This is a genomic window from Wolbachia endosymbiont (group A) of Apotomis capreana (assembly GCF_964027025.1).
In the GTDB taxonomy this organism is placed as follows: Bacteria; Pseudomonadota; Alphaproteobacteria; order Rickettsiales; family Anaplasmataceae; genus Wolbachia; species Wolbachia pipientis.
Genome location: NZ_OZ034721.1, coordinates 75,988 through 94,483 on the forward strand (window position 1 = coordinate 75,988; position 18,496 = coordinate 94,483).

The following is an 18,496-nucleotide window of genomic DNA, read 5'->3' on the forward strand; positions in this document are numbered from 1 at the left end:
CAGTGTACATGCTGTTTCTTACAGATGAAGATTTTATTTATTTTGCAATACTGCTGAGATTGTTGCTTCTGCAACTTTTTCTTCGCTAACAGATGCAATACACCTAAATTTGTGTACACCTAAACACACACTTTGAATGTTAGCTTGAAGAATCAATGTGTCCCCTGGAGTAACTAGCTTTCTGAATTTTGCATTTTCAATGGATCTCAAGTAAACAACTTTATTTTCTATTGTTTCTTTACCTAGAACACATATAGCAGATGCCTGAGCTAGAGATTCAATTATCAAGACTCCTGGCATTATTGGATGACCAGGGAAGTGGCCAATAAAAAATGGCTCATTGAAAGTCACATTTTTGATTGCTTTTATACTTTTACCAGGATCACACTCTATAACTCTATCTACTAAGAGAAACGGATAAGAATGTGGTAATATTTTTATAATATCACTGATATTAAATTGCATAAGCCTACTCAATGCCTTTCAAAGCAAATTCAGGTATTTTCTTGTTTATATTGTTTAATACCACATCTGATAAATCAACTTCATCCATGGAGTATAAAACTTGGTTCTTTTTTGAAATAAATAGTACCAAATCTATGTTGTTTTTTTCTGCCGTTTTTTTAGCGACTTCTTTTATCTTGTTAAAAACACTCTCTACTGCGTCTCTATAGCTTTCTTCTAAATGTAACATTTTTTTAGCGTAATTATCTCTAGTATTTACAGTGTGCTTATTAAACTGTTCTGTCTTTTCTTTTTTTGCTTCTTCTGACAAAAGTTCAAATTCTTCTTTTGATGGCTTAAGTTTTTCTAACTCACTTTCAAATTCTTGTTGTAATCTAGAATTCTGCTCCTTTATTTGTTGTTGTATATTTTGCAGAGCAAGAGATTCATTGATGACTTTGTCACTATCGATAATTGCAGCTTTTGTGTTCTGAGGTTGATATCCTACAAACTTATACCCCACAAATAAGGAAATAATTAAGGCAATAACTGATATAAATAACTGTATATATTTCATTCAAATCCCCGCTTCAATAGAAAATTTAACATTTGGTGATGGTATTATATCATAAGATTCCTTTACTAAAGGAAACCCGAAATCCAATCTAAGTCTACCAAAAGGAGAAAGCATTGAAAAGCCAAAACCTGGTGACACTCTCACAAGCTTGCTATCGTAGTATTTCCCTTCATACTTCTTATTTTTATCATCTAAGCCAAAAAGTGTTGCATAGTCAACAAATAGTGAGCCTTTGATACCAGCATAGTCATATAGTTTTGGTAGAGGAAAATCCACTTGCTGTGTTAGATTAAAATAAGTTTTGCCTCCTAATGAGCTTTTATTTTTGTCTTCTGCTCTTGGTCCAATACCGGAAAGGTCAAACCCTCTAATCTCATTACCCCCTTTAAAAAAGTGCTGGCCAATGTTTAGATTTTCATCAGTATAAGAAAAAATATGACCTGCCGCCATCTTAAAGCGTAGCGTTATATCATCGTCAATTTTGCTTAATATAGGGTGCGTATAAAAAGATAAGAATTCAGATTTTAGGAAATTCACGTTTCCTCCCAATCCTGAAATATCCTGACTTAAGCGCAGTAAATACCCTTCTTTTGGAGCATATAGATTATCCAGTTTATTATATGCCAACGTGTATCCCACTGATGAAATCTGATGTTTACCTTTTCGGTCCAGTATTATTTCAGAGATATCGGTGTCTTGTCCACCCTCATTATCCATGTGTATATGATTATACTTATAAGAATAGCGAAGGGAATTAGTTAAGTTCTCTGTGACTTTATATGATAACTTTGTAAAAAATCCCATATCGCAACTATCAAAAGTAGTGTTTGGTTTATCTTGTTTTTCATAAAATACACCCATGCCTAGTGACGTATCAGAATCGTTAAAATTATTTTCAACAAACTCTAAATCAGTAGAAAATACGTATTGACTTTTTTCAAGAGCAAAAGAGAGCTCTTTTCCAGTACCAAATAAATTACGGTCTTTGAGGTCAATTTTAATCAATGCTCCACCAGGAAGAGACACACCTCCTCCCAAATACAACGAAGTAGTGTTTTTTTCTTTAACACTTAAGTCAAGATTTACTGCATTATCATTAACTGCATAACTATTTACTTTCACTGTTTCAAAAAAATCACTACTCATTAGTTTTTTACGTGACTTTTGAATCTCAGATATATTGTACGCATCACCTTCTGCTACACTTAGCTTACTTCTGATCACTTTATCTAAAGTGCGATCGTTACCATCAATTGTAATTTGATTTATATAAATCTTTTTACCCGGCAGCACTCTGTAGGTTACATCTACAACATTGTCACGTTGTGCATACTCTGGATTAACTTTTGCAAATATATATCCTTTCTCATTTAAATATTTGTTTATTTTTTCTACTGTATTATTAATTTTAACTCTATTAAATATCTTATCGTTTTCCTCTGTTATAAAATCCAATATTTCTTCTTTTAGGCTCAAATCCTGAATTTCAGTTTCAATATTAACCTCATTATTTCCAAATAAATACTGCTGTCCTTCGTCAATCAAAAAAGTTAACTCTGTTTGATTGTTATTATCAACCTCAACAATTGGTTGAATATTATTTTGAATATATCCTTTAGATGAATAAAAATGATCGAGCAATTCTGTGTTAATCAATAGATATTGCGGTGAATGATGATTTCCGCCTTTAAAAATAGCTCTAAATAACTTACTAAATATGTCATTACTATGTCTTTTGATAACTTGCTCTAGCTCATTTTCAGAAAAGTTTTTATTGCCTATAAATCTTATATCCTTAATTTTAGAGGTTTTGCCTTCTTTTATTTTAAAAATTAGATTGACCCTATTGCCATCAAGCTTATTCAGGTCATATTCAATTTTAACACCAATCTTACCGTTATTTCTATAAGTAGTGACTAAATTCACTAAATCGTTTTGCAATTTTGTTTCAGTTAAAATAGTTAGCGACTTTGATTGAATCACATTACTTAGCAGCTCTTTGCTGTTAAATAACTTATTGCCTTTTAACACTACCTTGTTAATCAGTGGATTTTCTTGAATTTTTATTACTAAATTTTTTTTATCATCTATGTAAGCATTAACACTAGCAAATAACTTTGTTTTATATAGATCTTTTATAATTGAGTCTATATCATCGTCGTTTATATAATCACCAGATTTTAGTTTTATATAGAACCCTATTGTCTGGTTGCTTACCCTCTCATTACCAATACATTTGACATCTTTCACCTGCACTTTTTCCGCAGTTCCTAAAGCAACAAGCAGGGCAGGAAAAGAAATAAAAACCACTACCAGTATATAAAATAGCTTTTTCATATTTTATTTCAAAAAAGATCCCTAATATCATTTGACATTCCAGTTGCCATAAGCAAAAACAACACTAAAGCACCAAAAATAGCTGCATGTTTTTGACATTTCAAGCTTAAATCCCTACGTATAACCGCTTCTATGATATAATGAAATAAATGCCCACCATCTAGCAGTGGTATTGGCAGCAAGTTAATTGCAGCTAAATTAGCTGAAATAATTGCCATGAAATACACAACCATAACGAACCCCTTTTTAGCTGATTGCCCTGAATACTTTGCGATTTTTATTGGCCCACCTATTTCATTGATACTCCTTTTACCAACAATAATGTGAAAGAGAGCTTTGATCGTTAAGCACATAGTGTGGTAAGTTTCACTTACTGATAAGCTCACAGCCCCAAGAAAAGACGACTGCTTTAATGTATTGACTGAAATAATCCCTATAGTTTCTCTTTCTATTGTGTTGCCAAAAACGTCTTTGTCCTTGATTATTAATGGAGTTAAACTGGTCCTGTGCTTCTCATTATTTCTGCTATACTCAATCTCCATTCTTATTTTAGGATTCGACATTATCACACGTGAAATATCTTCAAAGTATTTTATTTTATGCTCATTGATTTGTGTAATAGTGTCACCTGGCAACAAACCAGCTTGCTTAGCTGCACTACCTTCGATTACATTTTCAATCACCGGTGGAGTGCGATAATAACCTGCTATGCTAAAAAATATTGTAAAAGCTATAACAGCAAATACCATGTTTGCAAAAGGCCCTGCAAAAACTACTGCTGCTTTTTTATGACGCGGTTTTGTATGAAATGAATACAATTTTTCTTCTTCCGTTAATTCTTGTTGATCAGCTGGGACACTCGCTGCATTAGTATCTCCTAGCATTTTAACATAACCACCCAATGGAACAACGCTTAATTTCCATCTAGTTCCAGACTTATCGTTAAAACCAAAAATTTCAGGACCAAAACCTATGGAAAAAGATTCAACTTTAACTTTGCATGCTTTGGCAACAACATAATGCCCATATTCATGCACGAATACTATGACAGAAATTATTAAAGAAAATGATAAAAAATAATATATTCCATCGCTAAATTGATGGATAAGATTAGAAATTAATTCCACCTGTATATTTAGATCTTAACAAAATGTTAAGTATATTAAAATGCGCCTCGCTTGACAAGTATTTAGTTTAACTTTTAAATTAAAAAAAGTTTAATTGTAATGACAGATACCTCACTACTCAGAAGAAAATTAATATATAGAAGCTGGCATAGGGGTTGCAAAGAAACCGATATACTTTTAGGGCATTTCGCATTGAAATATCTTGATAAATTTTCCTTAAGCGAACTAATCGAATACGAAAAAATAGTTGATCTTGATGATTACGAATTATATTGTTACATAACTCGTAAGACAAACCTCCCTCCTGGCTTGAATAGTCAGATAGTCAATTTAATTGCTTGCTTTATTGAAGCTAATCCTTTATGCACTCAAGATTAGTGATAATCTTATTTACCTTATCTAGTACCTCAGTATATTCTATTCTTTTCTCGTTTCTATACTTTTCGCGCTCTTGATTTACTTCATCTAATCGCTTTGTTAATTCTAAAATTTTATCCTCAAGAATTAGTGCTGCAAGTAAGAAATTTAATGCATCCGAACCCTTACCTCCAGTTTTTTGAGATACAGAACTAACTAACTTGTCAAAACTATTAGCAAGGCGTAATAAATGATTCCCCTTCCCACTTTCGCAAGATATTTTATATGTGTTATTACGTATAACTATTTCTACTACTTGCATATGGTGCTAAAAATTTCTATCGTACAGTATAAACTCAAACCCCTACTTTCATCTTATTTATGGTATAAATTTTTATTCATTTATCAAATCAGATAATTTTTTACTGCTACGAAAATATGTTTTAAAGTATTGATTCTTTGTAAACTTCTGTAACATTAAATGGCTTGTTTCTTTCAAGTTATAACTTCTAACTGAAAAAGAACCAAACCCCCTAATTTCAACTCTATTATGATGTTTCAATGTGCTTGAAAGTATCCCAAAAAATCTATCAACTATAGCTGCTATAACAATCTTATCTAAAAAAGGATGTCTTTTTGCTACCCTCGCTATTATATCAGACTTTGTTGCCATTTATATGAAGCCAAAATAAGTAAACCTTATCACTTAGCAGATAATGCTATGTTATATTCTTCAACACCCAATACTTCAACTTCTATTTTTTCTGATATAGAGAATTTTTTATTCTCTGGTAAATGCTCTTGATCTATTAGAAGGGTTACATCGTTCTCAACTTCAACGACTAGTCCATTATCTTCTCTCTTACCTACAATAACCTGTATTTTATCACCTACCTTAACTTTCTTTATCAGTTCTTCAAGAGGATCATACTCTATTTGTTTTATTCCAAGATAAATTCTTGCCCGATTCACGTTAGCCCTTATTACTTTTGCTTCTATTTTATCACCTACATTATACTTCTTTATCTCATCTGAACCATTTTTAGACCAACTAAAATCTTTCACATATATTGTCCCTTCTACGTTCTCATCTATTTCAGAATCACCGAAAGCAACAGATACATATGAGCCGGTATTATTCTTCACTTCACCAGAAACAATAGAACCAGGAGGATATTTATTGATAAATACTTGCCAAGGGTTGTCTACACACCTTTTCATGCTTAAACTCATCCTACTCTTAGCAATGTCAATACTGAGAATTTTTACATATACTTCTTGTCCCCTTGTTACGAGACTACTAACTGGTAAATTACTCTTAACCCAAGTTATTTCTGACGAGTGCACTAAACCTTCAATTCCAGGTCTAAGCTCAACAAATAATCCATAATCTTCTATGCTTGTTACATAACCCTTATGCACACTATCAACTGGATATTTTGACTCTGCATCTTGCCAAGGGCTATCTTCTAGCTGCTTCACACCCAAGGAAATTTTAGCATTTTCCTTATCTATTTTTATAATTTTAACTTTTATAGTCTGACCACAAGTAAAAACTGCAGACGGATGACTTACCCTACTCCAAGAGATATCTGTAATATGTAACAATCCATCTATAACTCCCACTACATCTGATTCATGAATACCGACAAATACACCGTAATGAGTGATACTTTTTATTTTCCCTTCTATTATATCGCCTTCATTTAAAGATTCTAAAAATTTAATTTTTTCACCAGCGTGCAATTTTTCTAACACCAGCTTTCTTGATACTACAATATTGCCCTGCTTCTTATCCATTTTAAGCACGATGAACTTTTGTTCAGTTTCAATAAGGTGCTTCGCATCTTTTACTTGCTTCAAATCCACATGACTCAGCGGTAAAAAAGCGCTTATTCCTTCACCAAGATCAACAATAAAGCCACATTTAATTGAGCGTTTAATAACTCCGCTTACTTCAGCCCTTGTAACTGTATCTTCTTCCAACTTATTCCATTTTTCGTCCCTAATTGCTTTTTCACGACTAAGAACAACATTACCATGATAATCTTCAATTCTTTCCACATAAACTCTGATTTTCGAGCCAATAATGACCTCATCATTACAACCGAGTTCCTTGATCAGAATTCTCCCGTCAGATTTTAAACCAATATCAACCACAACGTCGTTAGGGTTTATTCTTGTAATTACACCTTCTACCACATCTCCTTCTTTAATTTTGTTAACAAAAGAATCTTCAAACAAGGTATTATCTTGATCCTCAAATTGGCCTTGACATATCTCTTCTATAAATTTGTTTGATGATAGCTTTCTGATAGTAACCGGTAGATTTACGACTGGATTATTATTATTCATACCTTTAACTTAAACTTTATTAGAACTCATATATTATATAATATTAACAATTATTGACAAGTAATTTTTCATTAACTCATTTCGAGAATTGTTTAAGCTATATAAAATATAGTGAGAAAATTATATATGTATCAAGAATATGCTATTTAAGAATAGCAAGTGGATTAGATCGTTCTCCAGAAGGTCCAGGCTAAAACCTGATGTTGATGAAATATTGGAAAAATATTCTATTCAAAACAGCAAGGAATCTATAGAGAAAATTGTAAATTCACAAAAAAGAATATGGGTAGAAATAGGCTTTGGCAACGGTGAAAATATGCTTTACCAGGTGCTCAATGAACCTGATCTATTATTTATAGGATGTGAGCCCTACTTAAAGGGGGTTTCTCGCTTGCTAACAAACATAGAAATACAGAACATAAAAAATATTTTAATGTGGACAGAAGATGCAAGAGAATTGATTGCAAATTTTCCTGATAACAGTGTTGAAAGATTCTTTATTCTCTTTCCAGATCCATGGCCAAAAAGAAGTCACAATAAAAGACGATTAATTAATACGGAATTTTTAAATTTATTAGCAAAAAAAATACTTATAACAGGGGAAATATTCATTGCAACCGATCATCAGGACTATGCAGAGTGGATAGCATCACATATAAAGCAGTGTAACTCTTTAATCTATAGGGAAGACGATTTCACAAGTTATACTCTTACAAAATACCACAGAAGAGCGCTCAAAGATCAGCGTAAAGTGAGGTTCTTTAAAGTAAGTGTTATTAATAATTTGCAGACTATGGATCAATAGAGTTTTTGCATATCTCTTTTACGTTAACTATAGATTAAAAATAATAAAAAAAGAGGGAGAAATAGAGTAAATTCCTTTAACTACTTCTCCTTATGAAGGAATAGACTTCTTGCATAACCCAAACTAAGTAGGAAAAAGGTATCATCCAAGTAGCCCCTTTCTCGTCATGCCGCCGCGGCGCTAACACGTAGCGGGATGATGAGGCTTATCGTCATGCCACCGCGAACCGTCATACTGTCACGGTATCTCTTAGCCGCTAACAAGTAGCGGGATGACGGTTGTCAGGTTAGCTGTTATCCCAGTTTTTGACACTGGGATGACAACGAAGGGCTACTTGGATGACAGGGAAGGATGCTGGAATGAAGGTTTTTCAAATTGTCGATAAACCTAAATCTATAATAACTATTTGCCTTTTTTCTAGGTTATGCAAGAAGTCTACTGAATAACAGTAAGATTTTTCAATCCTGTTCCACAGCAAATTTTAGTGCCATGTGAGTAGTTATGGTGCTGTTAACAATCAAAATAACAAAAACTAAGATGGTGATTAGTAGTGTATAAATATTCAAGGATAAATTTTCAAATTGAGTTAGCATTTTAAAATACACAAAGGTTGGCATTATCATTGGCAAAACAAGAATTTGCGATACTCCTGATGCTAAGTTGTTTCGACCAATCATCAATGCATTTCCAGTAGCTGAAATATTAATGATTATCAGCGTATTAAATAATAAAGACACTCCAACTGCTATTGAGTGTTCAATACTATTGCCTAGAATTGCAAAGCTGAATATGGAAGAAATTACTGAAATCGGTAACCCAAATAATAACCAGTGAGCGAAAATTTTATAAGCAACTATAAGCCTAGAAGAGAGTGGCTGTACAAAGATTTGCTCTAATATTCCATCATGATAATCAGATGTAAACAAATTATTTGTAGAAATCTGCAAAACAAATGTAGCACATATCCATGTTAATGTTAACATAACTTCTTGTTTATTGTTGTTTTTAAGTGTAAATGAAGATAAACTTAACATTATGATAAAAATACATACTATATAGGTAAAGTTCTTATCATCTATTACTAATTTTTTTACTGAGTCGATCATACTAGGCTTTTAAATGTTTATTATAAATTATAGTGTTTACTTTGAGGTAGTATAATTTTTTGTTCATAAATTATATAGGTTTTATTATTTTTTTGATAATGCAATTATGGAAAAGTTACCAAAAATAAAGTCACCAGAAGATTACACTCCTTCAGAAGATGAAGAATATATGAGCGTAAAACAACTGGAATACTTCAGCTTAAAGTTACAATCAATACTCGCTGAGTTAGAGAAACAAGAACTAGAAGATAATAGTATTGATACATACTATTCTGATGAAGATAGTGGAAACGAGGAATTAATCAAGCGTCGAAAAGATAGAAAAGAAAAAATTAAGGAGGCGTTAGAAAAAATAAAATTAGGCACTTATGGTTACTGCGATGGAACAGGAGAAGAAATAGGAGTCGAAAGACTTAAAGCTAATCCGCTTGCTATATATTGTATTGAAGAGCAAGAGAGAGTAGAAAAAGAAAAGAACGTGTACAACATTAACGATTAATTTACACATAAGTGGTGAGCCCATTGGACTTCAAGAGGAGCAAGAGGCGCTGAAGTATGTTATGCTATAAAGAAAGTGGAAAATTGGACATTCTCAACTTGACTCCTGCAGATTAAAAATTAAGTTGTATCCGTTCAGGCAATGGCGTCAACTTAAGGAAAAATATCAGCGATAGTGTATAAAATTTCTCTCTAAATTTTTTATCATTAAATTATCCAAAGAGTGCAAGAAACAGCACTTTTGTTTCTGTTTTATTTCAACAAAGAAGTCTAAAATGTGTCCTTTTTAGGTGAAATATGCAAAAAGGAAAAAACCTTATTCTACAAATTAAAAATATAATATACTCGAAAACTTTTCAGAAAATCCATTGTGTTGAGTTTTACACGAACAAGAAAACTTCCTTTTTCGACAGTATTTTCTATGATTTTAAAGTTAGTTAAAAAAAGTTTGGGAATAGAATGTGAACTTATGGAGCCATTGACATGTACCCTCAAAGCAAGCTTTTTCTAAAGCAAGATATAAGATTTGCCATACAGGCTTTCAAGAATTTAAGCATCCAAACAGCCTATCAGGATGAACCTGAGTTGGAGAGGCTATAGACTTATTGCAGCAGATGGTTCTGGTATGAGATTACCCAGCTCTGGGGAAATTGTATCCGAGTTTGAACCAAATGGAACAACAGGCACCATTGGCAATTTGTTTGTTGATTTGTGTACTTCATTGATTTGCAGTGCTCGTCTTGCAGCTTGGAATATAGGTGAACAAACGTTGGCGGCAGAGCAATTACCCGAAGTTATCACTCAAATGCGTTTATTAAATCAAGAGAAATTATTATTTATCTATGATCGTCTTCAGTAAAATTCATTCAGCAGCATTATGATTTGGAAGTAGATTTTATTTTTTGCTTGCAAAAAAAAAATTATAGTAAGCTATGGGAACGCTGGCGAATTAGATTTTGATTTTATATTAGAAAATGAAAAGCTAAAAAATAAAATGAAAGGACAGAAAGTAAGAGTTATAGTGCTGACATTAGCCAACTGAGAAACAGAGTTTTTGACCGAGACTTTGGAGCAAAGCTTATGTGTTAAGGTGGCACATAGAGGGGTGCTATAAACGACTCAAAGTAGGAGCAGAGTTAGAGAATTTTTCTGGAGAGGCTGTATTACAAGAATTTTGGGCAAACTTGGTCATGTGCAATATATTATCGCTTCATATATGTGATGCACAAGGGCCTTGGAACCCAGATCAAATTACTGAGTATCGTTTAAATTTTTCAGTTTTATTTAGTGTAATGAGACAGAAACTCTATCAGGTACTTATTGCGCCAAAAAACTTTCAAGCCCTTTTTAAGTATACGCGCTAAAGTTAAAATCCGACCGGGACAGCCGCAATAAAGTAGATAAGCCTAAACGCCATCATGTCTTTAGGAGAGTTTGCTAATGAAAGTTCTTAAGTTGACGCCATTGGCTAAACGGATACGGAATGACACCATCCTTTTTTCTGGATTCCAGACTGGAATGACACCTCTGGACACTTCCGTTGTAAAGGAACCAGTGTCAGCTACTCGGATGACACCTTTTTTCTACTTAGTTTGGGTTATGCAAGAAGTCTAATGAAGTGAAAATAAATTTATTTACCAAAATAGAGTTGCCTTGGTCTACAGATCTTAGTTTCTTTATCATTTATCATTTCATACCACTGAGTAACCCAACCAGTGGTTCTTGCAAGTGCAAAAATAGGCGTGAACATATTTGAGGGGATATCAATAGCATTCATTATTATACCTGAGTAAAAATCAACATTTGGATATAACTTACGCACGATAAAATATTCATCCTTTAAAGCTATTTCTTCAAGTTTTTTTGCAATTTTAAGCAGTTCATTATTTTGTTCTAGTTTACTTAGAACCTCATGGCAAGCGACTTTCAATATACGCGCGCGCGGATCATAATTTTTATAAACACGATGTCCAAATCCCATCAATTTAAATGGATCTTTATCATCTTTAGCTTTTTCGATGAATTTATCTATATCTCCACTTTGCTCTATCTCTTTTAGCATATTTATAACTGCCTCATTAGCTCCACCATGTGCTGGTCCCCAAAGTGTAGCAACTCCTGCAGAGAGGCTTGCAAACAGATTAGAACCAGCCGATCCCACCAATCTGACAGCCGCCGTAGAAGCATTCTGTTCATGATCAGCATGGAGAGTAAATATTTTATCCAGAGCTTTTGCAAAAAGGGCGCTTTTATCATTATCAACAGCATCGCCAAATATCATCTTTAAGAAATTTTCACTGTAACTTAATTCATTGTTAGCATTTATGAATTCCTGATTGTTGATATGCCTATAAATCATTGCAATAATTGTGGAAACTTGCGCTATTGCAGAAATTCCAAAATCTAGGTCTTCACCATTGACATTGTTGCCATGCTTTTCATGATAAGATGCTGACAAACTTGCAAAACATGCAACTAAGATTGACATAGGGTGAGCAGTTTTTGGAAATGCTTTAATTACATTTGTAACTTGCTCTGATACTTTGGATGATTCTTGTATTTTGAGAAGAAATTTTTTGTGTTGCTCTGAACTGGGTAATTCACCATAGAGCAATAAATAAATCACAGCAGTAAAATTATTATTCTCTGCCAAATCAGCTATATTATGTCCCCTATATTTAAGAACTCCTTCATCTCCATCAATGAATGTAATTGTAGAAGAGCATGAAGCTGTAGAAACAAACCCTGGATCGTAAGTGAATAATCCTGTCATCTTATATAAATCCTTGATATTTAACACATCAGGACCTGTTGTTCCGCTTAATACAGGTAGCTCGATTTTTAATCCATTACTTAGTTCTAATAGCACTTTTTTATCCATCACTTAAGCTACTTAAATTTTATACAGAATATACAAACTGAGGAGTATATATTAATACAGTTAACTTTACATTAACCGTATTAAGCGGTCATCAATGCTTTTACTTTTGCATTTAAGCGACTTATTTTACGCGCAGCAGTATTCCTATGAATAACACCTTTATTCACACACTTGTGTAAATTAGATTCAGCATTCCGAAATGCCAGAACAACATTTTCTTTGTCGCCAGACTTGATTATATCAACCAATTTTCTAATAGAGGTGCGAGTTTTACTTTTCCGCATCTTATTTATTAAAGTGCGCTTTGCTATTACCTTTATCATTTTTTTAGCACTCTTATGATTTGCCATATATTAATACCTAAAATACTGTACTTTTCTTTTAATTATAAAGTTTTTTTGTTAATTTGCAATATCAGTTTTTCCTATGGTTAATCTACTGCTTCTCTCTTCAATAATTTTTTCTAAACTTTGCAAGAATTCATTTTTGTTTAACCCAGGATATATTGGGGGCAATATTTCTATTACTGCCTTTCCGGGATTCTTTCTCAGAGAAAGTATGCTTTTTGGCCAAAACAAACCAGTGTTTAAAGCAACCGGTAACACAGGAACAGATAATACGCTATATAAAGCAGCAATACCTGGTTGATATTTTATATTTTGGTTTATAGTTGTTCTTGTACCTTCAGGAAATATTATTATGCTTCTATTTTCTTTTATACGCATTTTTGCTAGTTTGATTATATGGCGTATAGAACTGATACCATCTGAACGGTTAATAAAAATCATTTTCAGCGCTATAAGATGCAAACCAATGAATGGAATCCATTTCAATTCACGTTTTAAAATAAAAACCGCTTTTCTAAATAGTAGTATAAAAATAAATGTTTCAAATGGAGATTGGTGTTTAGATGCAATGATAAAAGGTTGCTTAGGGATGTTTTCCATTCCCCTCACTTCATATTTAATGCCACATAATAAACGCAGCATGAATAATACAACTCTCACCGAACAGACGAGGAAAATGGTTATTACACACTCAGAAAAGAAAATTACAGGGAGAGTAATGAAAGTATAGAATACCTCCCATAATATAAGAAAGAAATTAAACAATAAACTTGAAATCACAAACTCACATAAATTTATTTAAATTTAACTTTATTACAAATTAAAAACAATAAATTTAATTATTGATCATCTGAGTAATAGGATGCGAATCAGCTAATTTGTCCTTTAACTTTTCGTTAGCAATATGAGTATATATTTGTGTTGTAGAAAGGTTAGTATGGCCAAGAACTTTCTGTATCAACACAATATTTGCTCCGCTATTTAGTAGATGGGTAGCAAAAGAATGCCTAATCACGTGTGGAGAGATCTTATTTTCATCAATATTGCATTTTCTTGCCAACTCCTTCATTAATTGACCGACCCTCTGCCTTGTAATTGGTTTATTAGGTTTATCACCTGGGAATAGCCAATCGGATTCCTTTTCTTTAGAGATCAGATTATCACGAACTGATAAATAATTTCTAAGGCTCTGCAATGCTTGTTCATTAAAAAGAATTTGCCTCTCTCTACCACTTTTTCCTTTTATTATTATATAGCATTCTTTGTTATTACTGTTTATTAAATGTGACACTTCACATAATTTCATACTAATTAGTTCAGAAACACGCATTCCAGAAGAGTAAAGGATATCTAAAATCGCACATAGCCTTTTACTGCTTATCTCTTTATTCGATTCGCTTGCTGATTTTCTCACTGTGTCCATTAGCAAAAATATTTCTTCGACACTTAAATACTTAGGCAAAGGACGAGAAACTTTTGGATTCTTTAATTCAGCATCATTAGCCGGCGCTGGATTAAAATCTATTATTCCGTCATTAAATAGACACTTGTAAAAATTTTTCATAGCGGATATTTTTCTTGATATAGAGCTACTTTTATATTTTTTTTGTGTACATAAAGATTTCACATAATCTTTAATATTGGTTTTGTTTACACCAACCAAGGTAGTGCCGCTTTCCAATAAAAATTCTTCAAACTGGTGTAAATCCGAACGATAACTTTCCAGAGTATTTTGTGCAGCGGACCTCTCTGAAGCTAAAGCATCTATGTAATATGTTATGTAAAGATTTTCTTTTTTATTTTGCGACTGTTTATTTTTCATTATCAGTTCCTATATTTATTTCTTTGGCTATAATTTGATTAGAAGTGTTCCCTGTGTTTCTTATGAGAAAATATGAGACAAATAAAGCATTTATCAATAGAGTGAACATCACAAACTTTTGCTTTAACCTTTTTCTTAAATTTAATCTTACTCTTATCATAGTTAAATTATAACGTTAAATCTATAAAAAACACCTTATAAAGTGAGCTCTACTATAAATATAGAATACTTCTTAGCTGTATCTATCTATATTTATTATAACATAACATTGATTATAATTCTAACATGGACAGATAGAGATTCCAATTACGTTAGTGTTATGGGTGTTAATAAATTTTTAATATACACCTTTACAAAAGAAGAAATCAAATGGCATCTTTTTTTAATAAAGTGCTAATAAAAGGAACGGTCACATTTGACCCTATAGATTCATTATCTATCTTTTCTATAATTTTATCAATGCTATAGAAAGAACGTTCTATTCTTGCTAAAATATAATTAATCACTTTTAAATCAATTTTTAACTGTTTATCTGAAAATCGTTTTATTAGCATAATTCTTAATAATTCCTCGCTTGCAGGCAAAATTTTTACGCTGATAGTTGATAATATTCGAGAACTTAAATCTCTTAGTTTGAAGTTAAGCTTTTTTGGTGAAATTGAAGAAGTGATTAGCAGCCTCTTGTCGTTTTCTTTCATGTAATTGTAACAATGTAATAACATTGCTTCATCTTTAATGTTTTGTACGTCTTCTAAAATAAAAGCATCGCTATACCTAATCTCGCTTACGAAGTTATTCACATTGATAAAGATTGCATCGTTTATTGATTGCCAAATATGAGCAAGATGAGTTTTACCGGAGCTTTTAGGTCCAAAAAGAATCAGACATTTCCAAGATAAATCATTAACTACCGAATTATATACGTGCTTATTTTCATCTAAGATGATGTAATTTTGCCGGCTATAATCAGCTTGATTGTTGTTAAATAAATTTAATTGCACGTTGAACCTCTTACGTAACCTCTTTCTGGTAGTAATTTTTGCGCAGAAATTTACTTACGCTCCTCAAATGTGTCAGGTATTCTGGGCTCATTTCTCCTCTTACCATAAATTGATTATGCAAAAGGTCTGTTAGCCGTTTTTATAAAGCTCACTTTTAAAATATTTATTGATTGCATATTCTACTGATACATTGAACATTGCTATTATTGGAATAAAAAGTAATATACCTGTAAATCCAAAATATGAAGCGCATATAGTAATTCCCAGAATAATTACAGTTGGATGTATATGAACTTTTTTTCCTATTAATAAAGGAACTAATATATTTGAATCTATTAATTGTCCAACACCAAATAATAGCAAAACAGCAGCACTTTCAAACCATCCACTAAATTGAGTGATAGCGCTCAAAAACCCAATAATGGTATATAATAATGGCCCTACGTAAGGTATGAACGTTAACATTCCTGATAAAATTCCAATAACAATAGAGTGTTCCAATCCGATTATGCTCAGGCTCACAGAGTAAAAGACCATCATGACAATACATACATTTACCTGCCCCTTTAGATAATTAGATATAATGAAATCCACTTTGGAAAAATAATCTGCAATTTTTCCTCTGTAAGGAATAGGGATTAATTTACTAGCTTTTTCTATAATTAAAGGCCAATCACGTAATATATAGAAAAACACTACAGGAGTAATCACCATTAATGATACCGTGTTAAAGCTTGAACTTAACACTTGGATTATAAAGTTACTAGCAATATCAAGAGCATTCATGAAATAAGATACATAGTTGCTGTAATTTTCTGCTAGATTTTTAGATAAATGATCAAATAAGCTATCCTCGATTTTCATATTAAGAAATTCTAATACAGAGGGGATTACTTTAAGCTTTAATGAAGGCACTTTACTCACTAAGAAATTTAATATTGAAGTAATTTGAACATATATAATAGGTAAAACAAATGTTATGACTAGTATAAAAGCTATTAATAAAATAAGTATTATAAAAATTACAGAACATGAACGTGGTATTCTATACTTTTCAAACTTGACTACTAGCGGATTAAACAAATATGCAATAATAATAGATATTAAACATGGAAAAATCATAGGACGCATCAGGAATAACATCCCTATTATAAAAAGCAGTATGAAACAAATAGTTATATGACGTTTTTGCATGTGTTTAGCATAGCTAATTTACTGAAAAATATGCAATTTATTTTTCCTATGTTGAAAGTATTTTACGATTTGTAATACTATCGTTTTTTACTAAAATTTAGTTGTTTAATCCGCAGGCAAAGATAGATTTTGAGCTCTCTAAATATCTCTTTTGCTATTATAATTATGCTAGTTAATAGGGGAAGTAACTTTTATATGATGTCAGAAATTTTATTTTTCGGAAAGAATCTTGGATAGAGAGGAAAGCTTCTACAAAAAGAAATATGTGCGCTAAGAAATACAAAATAGCAGCATTAATAGTTGCAGCGGGAGTAGGCAGTAGATGCAATTCTACGATTCCTAAGCAATATATAAAACTGGCAGGTAAATCTGTTTTATTTCATACAATTAAAAGATTTCTGGCTAACCAATATATAGATTACATAAGAATAGCAATTAATAGAGACCATGAAAGTTTCTATGAGAAAGCTATATCACTAATTACAGACACTAAATTACTAAGCCCTGTATACGGAGGAGAAAACAGGCAAAGTTCAGTTAAACTAGGGCTTGAAAGCTTACAAAAAATTAACCCAGATTTTGTAGTTATACACGATGCTTGTAGGCCTTTTGTGTCAGATGTTCTGATAGATAACTTGGTTGAATCTATGATTAATGATCAATATACAGGAGTAGTTCCAGCAATAGAAGTTGAAGACACTATGTCATTGGTGAGTAATAATTTTATTGAATCTACGATCTCAAGAGGAAAGCTCAGAGCCATACAAACCCCTCAAATTTTTAATTTCAAAGAATTATTATCATGCCATCAATCAGTCAAAGAATTTACTGACGATTCATCACTAATGGTAGAGCACAAAAAACATGTTGCGATTATTAAAGGTGAGAAAAGCAATTTTAAGTTAACCACAAAAGAGGATATCAATATGGCAAAGCTTCTTTTTGAAGAGCCAAAATTTCGTGTCGGAGCCGGTTATGATATACATAAGTTCATTAAAGTTCAAAATGGTGCTGAAAGCTTTATAAAAATTTGCGGTGTGAAAATTGAACACAACATGGCAATAGAAGCGCACTCTGATGGTGATGTTGCAATACATGCAATCGTTGATGCAATACTCGGAGCACTGGGATGTGGCGACATAGGAGAGCACTTTCCTCCTAGTTCCTCTGAATGGAAAGATTGCAATTCATCTCACTTTCTTGACTTTGCTGCTAAAAAAGCAAAAGAAAAAGGGTACAGCGTGTCTAATTTAGATATTACTATAGTTTGTGAAGAGCCTAAAATATCGCCTTACAAAGTAGAAATGAAGAAATTCATATCAAAAGCATTAGAAATTGATGATGAATTTGTAAATATCAAAGCAACCACTGCAGAGAAATTAGGTTATATTGGAAGAAATGAAGGAATAGCAGTGCATGCTTCTGTGTTATTGCATACAAACTTTTATTGGAAATAGAAACGAAAAAACTTACTTGACACCCTTCGCCAGCCCCCTTATCATGAAACTGAAGCTATTTATTTATCTTCTCTGTACAGATTAAATGACAAAAAAACTCAACGTATTTGGCGTCTCATGTTTAATTTTTTGCACTATGTGCACCTTATGTCTTTATCAAATTTCTAGCTATACAAGCTAAAATGCGC

19 protein-coding genes and 1 pseudogene are annotated in these 18,496 nt (G+C 32.3%); 6 read left to right on the plus strand and 14 right to left on the minus strand.

Annotated features, from left to right (window positions below):
- Nucleotides 1-33 precede the first annotated feature (33 nt).
- Genes fabZ through rseP form a run of 4 tightly spaced genes read right to left on the minus strand, consistent with a single transcriptional unit; the run spans nucleotide 34 to nucleotide 4,485 of the window.
- Complete coding sequence (gene fabZ, locus AAGD50_RS00365) at nucleotides 34-465, minus strand: 3-hydroxyacyl-ACP dehydratase FabZ (RefSeq protein WP_065094742.1); 432 nt, start codon at nucleotides 463-465, stop codon at nucleotides 34-36.
- 4 nt (nucleotides 466-469) lie between these two features.
- The gene (locus AAGD50_RS00370) at nucleotides 470-1,021 is read right to left on the minus strand and encodes an OmpH family outer membrane protein (protein ID WP_077188197.1); all 552 of its coding nucleotides are present in this window, start codon (nucleotides 1,019-1,021) and stop codon (nucleotides 470-472) included.
- On the minus strand, nucleotides 1,022-3,358 hold the full coding sequence (bamA, locus tag AAGD50_RS00375) for an outer membrane protein assembly factor BamA (RefSeq protein WP_341810050.1): 2,337 nt from the start codon (nucleotides 3,356-3,358) through the stop codon (nucleotides 1,022-1,024).
- An 8-nt stretch (nucleotides 3,359-3,366) separates the two neighbouring features.
- Nucleotides 3,367-4,485: an RIP metalloprotease RseP gene (gene rseP / locus AAGD50_RS00380; protein WP_264723864.1), complete on the minus strand. Its 1,119-nt coding sequence runs from the start codon at nucleotides 4,483-4,485 to the stop codon at nucleotides 3,367-3,369.
- Between the two features lie 99 nt (nucleotides 4,486-4,584).
- Between rseP and AAGD50_RS00385 the strand changes: the two genes are divergently transcribed.
- Nucleotides 4,585-4,863, plus strand: a complete 279-nt coding sequence (locus AAGD50_RS00385) for a succinate dehydrogenase assembly factor 2 (protein ID WP_006279484.1) — start codon at nucleotides 4,585-4,587, stop codon at nucleotides 4,861-4,863.
- On the opposite strand, the gene AAGD50_RS00390 is transcribed toward AAGD50_RS00385, so the two are convergent.
- The 3 genes from AAGD50_RS00390 to AAGD50_RS00400 all read right to left on the minus strand — a co-directional run bounded on the left by AAGD50_RS00390 (nucleotide 4,838) and on the right by AAGD50_RS00400 (nucleotide 7,197).
- Nucleotides 4,838-5,164 carry a cell division protein ZapA gene (locus AAGD50_RS00390; protein ID WP_010082086.1) on the minus strand — a complete coding sequence of 109 codons (327 nt, stop codon included), beginning with the start codon at nucleotides 5,162-5,164 and terminating at the stop codon, nucleotides 4,838-4,840. The two genes, AAGD50_RS00385 and AAGD50_RS00390, sit on opposite strands and share 26 nt — an antisense overlap.
- A gap of 72 nt (nucleotides 5,165-5,236) precedes the next feature.
- Nucleotides 5,237-5,515: an HU family DNA-binding protein gene (locus AAGD50_RS00395; protein ID WP_010963035.1), complete on the minus strand. Its 279-nt coding sequence runs from the start codon at nucleotides 5,513-5,515 to the stop codon at nucleotides 5,237-5,239.
- Between the two features lie 29 nt (nucleotides 5,516-5,544).
- The gene (locus AAGD50_RS00400; RefSeq protein WP_341810051.1) at nucleotides 5,545-7,197 is read right to left on the minus strand and encodes a 30S ribosomal protein S1; all 1,653 of its coding nucleotides are present in this window, start codon (nucleotides 7,195-7,197) and stop codon (nucleotides 5,545-5,547) included.
- A 139-nt stretch (nucleotides 7,198-7,336) separates the two neighbouring features.
- On the opposite strand from AAGD50_RS00400, the gene trmB reads away from it, so the two are divergent.
- Nucleotides 7,337-8,002 (plus strand): tRNA (guanosine(46)-N7)-methyltransferase TrmB, encoded by a 666-nt coding sequence (gene trmB, locus AAGD50_RS00405; RefSeq protein ID WP_012673367.1) that lies wholly within the window; start codon nucleotides 7,337-7,339, stop codon nucleotides 8,000-8,002.
- A gap of 458 nt (nucleotides 8,003-8,460) precedes the next feature.
- On the opposite strand, the gene AAGD50_RS00410 is transcribed toward trmB, so the two are convergent.
- The gene (locus AAGD50_RS00410) at nucleotides 8,461-9,108 is read right to left on the minus strand and encodes a heme exporter protein CcmB (RefSeq protein ID WP_151808123.1); all 648 of its coding nucleotides are present in this window, start codon (nucleotides 9,106-9,108) and stop codon (nucleotides 8,461-8,463) included.
- A gap of 106 nt (nucleotides 9,109-9,214) precedes the next feature.
- Between AAGD50_RS00410 and AAGD50_RS00415 the strand changes: the two genes are divergently transcribed.
- From AAGD50_RS00415 to AAGD50_RS00425, 3 genes and pseudogenes are all read left to right on the plus strand, one after another.
- A complete protein-coding gene (locus AAGD50_RS00415; RefSeq protein ID WP_010963040.1) occupies nucleotides 9,215-9,607 on the plus strand; it encodes a TraR/DksA family transcriptional regulator in 393 nt (130 codons plus the stop codon).
- A gap of 296 nt (nucleotides 9,608-9,903) precedes the next feature.
- A pseudogene (locus AAGD50_RS00420) lies at nucleotides 9,904-11,047 on the plus strand (transposase).
- A complete protein-coding gene (locus AAGD50_RS00425) occupies nucleotides 11,047-11,220 on the plus strand; it encodes a hypothetical protein (protein ID WP_341810052.1) in 174 nt (57 codons plus the stop codon). The pseudogene AAGD50_RS00420 and the gene AAGD50_RS00425 overlap by 1 nt, the downstream one beginning before the upstream one ends.
- 16 nt (nucleotides 11,221-11,236) lie before the next feature.
- Here the strand turns inward: AAGD50_RS00425 and AAGD50_RS00430 are convergent, their stop codons facing one another.
- The 6 genes from AAGD50_RS00430 to AAGD50_RS00455 all read right to left on the minus strand — a co-directional run bounded on the left by AAGD50_RS00430 (nucleotide 11,237) and on the right by AAGD50_RS00455 (nucleotide 16,851).
- Nucleotides 11,237-12,487, minus strand: a complete 1,251-nt coding sequence (locus AAGD50_RS00430; protein ID WP_341810053.1) for a citrate synthase — start codon at nucleotides 12,485-12,487, stop codon at nucleotides 11,237-11,239.
- An 80-nt stretch (nucleotides 12,488-12,567) separates the two neighbouring features.
- Complete coding sequence (gene rpsT / locus AAGD50_RS00435) at nucleotides 12,568-12,837, minus strand: 30S ribosomal protein S20 (protein WP_012673338.1); 270 nt, start codon at nucleotides 12,835-12,837, stop codon at nucleotides 12,568-12,570.
- Nucleotides 12,838-12,888: 51 nt separating this feature from the next.
- Nucleotides 12,889-13,476 (minus strand): lysophospholipid acyltransferase family protein, encoded by a 588-nt coding sequence (locus AAGD50_RS00440; RefSeq protein WP_010081980.1) that lies wholly within the window; start codon nucleotides 13,474-13,476, stop codon nucleotides 12,889-12,891.
- A gap of 193 nt (nucleotides 13,477-13,669) precedes the next feature.
- Nucleotides 13,670-14,656 carry a tyrosine recombinase gene (locus AAGD50_RS00445; protein ID WP_151808093.1) on the minus strand — a complete coding sequence of 329 codons (987 nt, stop codon included), beginning with the start codon at nucleotides 14,654-14,656 and terminating at the stop codon, nucleotides 13,670-13,672.
- Between the two features lie 365 nt (nucleotides 14,657-15,021).
- Nucleotides 15,022-15,657 carry a DnaA ATPase domain-containing protein gene (locus AAGD50_RS00450; RefSeq protein WP_006280257.1) on the minus strand — a complete coding sequence of 212 codons (636 nt, stop codon included), beginning with the start codon at nucleotides 15,655-15,657 and terminating at the stop codon, nucleotides 15,022-15,024.
- Nucleotides 15,658-15,786: 129 nt separating this feature from the next.
- Nucleotides 15,787-16,851: an AI-2E family transporter gene (locus tag AAGD50_RS00455; RefSeq protein WP_151808091.1), complete on the minus strand. Its 1,065-nt coding sequence runs from the start codon at nucleotides 16,849-16,851 to the stop codon at nucleotides 15,787-15,789.
- A gap of 263 nt (nucleotides 16,852-17,114) precedes the next feature.
- Here AAGD50_RS00455 and AAGD50_RS00460 point away from each other — a divergent pair, with 263 nt between their 5' ends.
- Complete coding sequence (locus AAGD50_RS00460; RefSeq protein WP_264723862.1) at nucleotides 17,115-18,308, plus strand: bifunctional 2-C-methyl-D-erythritol 4-phosphate cytidylyltransferase/2-C-methyl-D-erythritol 2,4-cyclodiphosphate synthase; 1,194 nt, start codon at nucleotides 17,115-17,117, stop codon at nucleotides 18,306-18,308.
- Nucleotides 18,309-18,496: the final 188 nt, after the last annotated feature.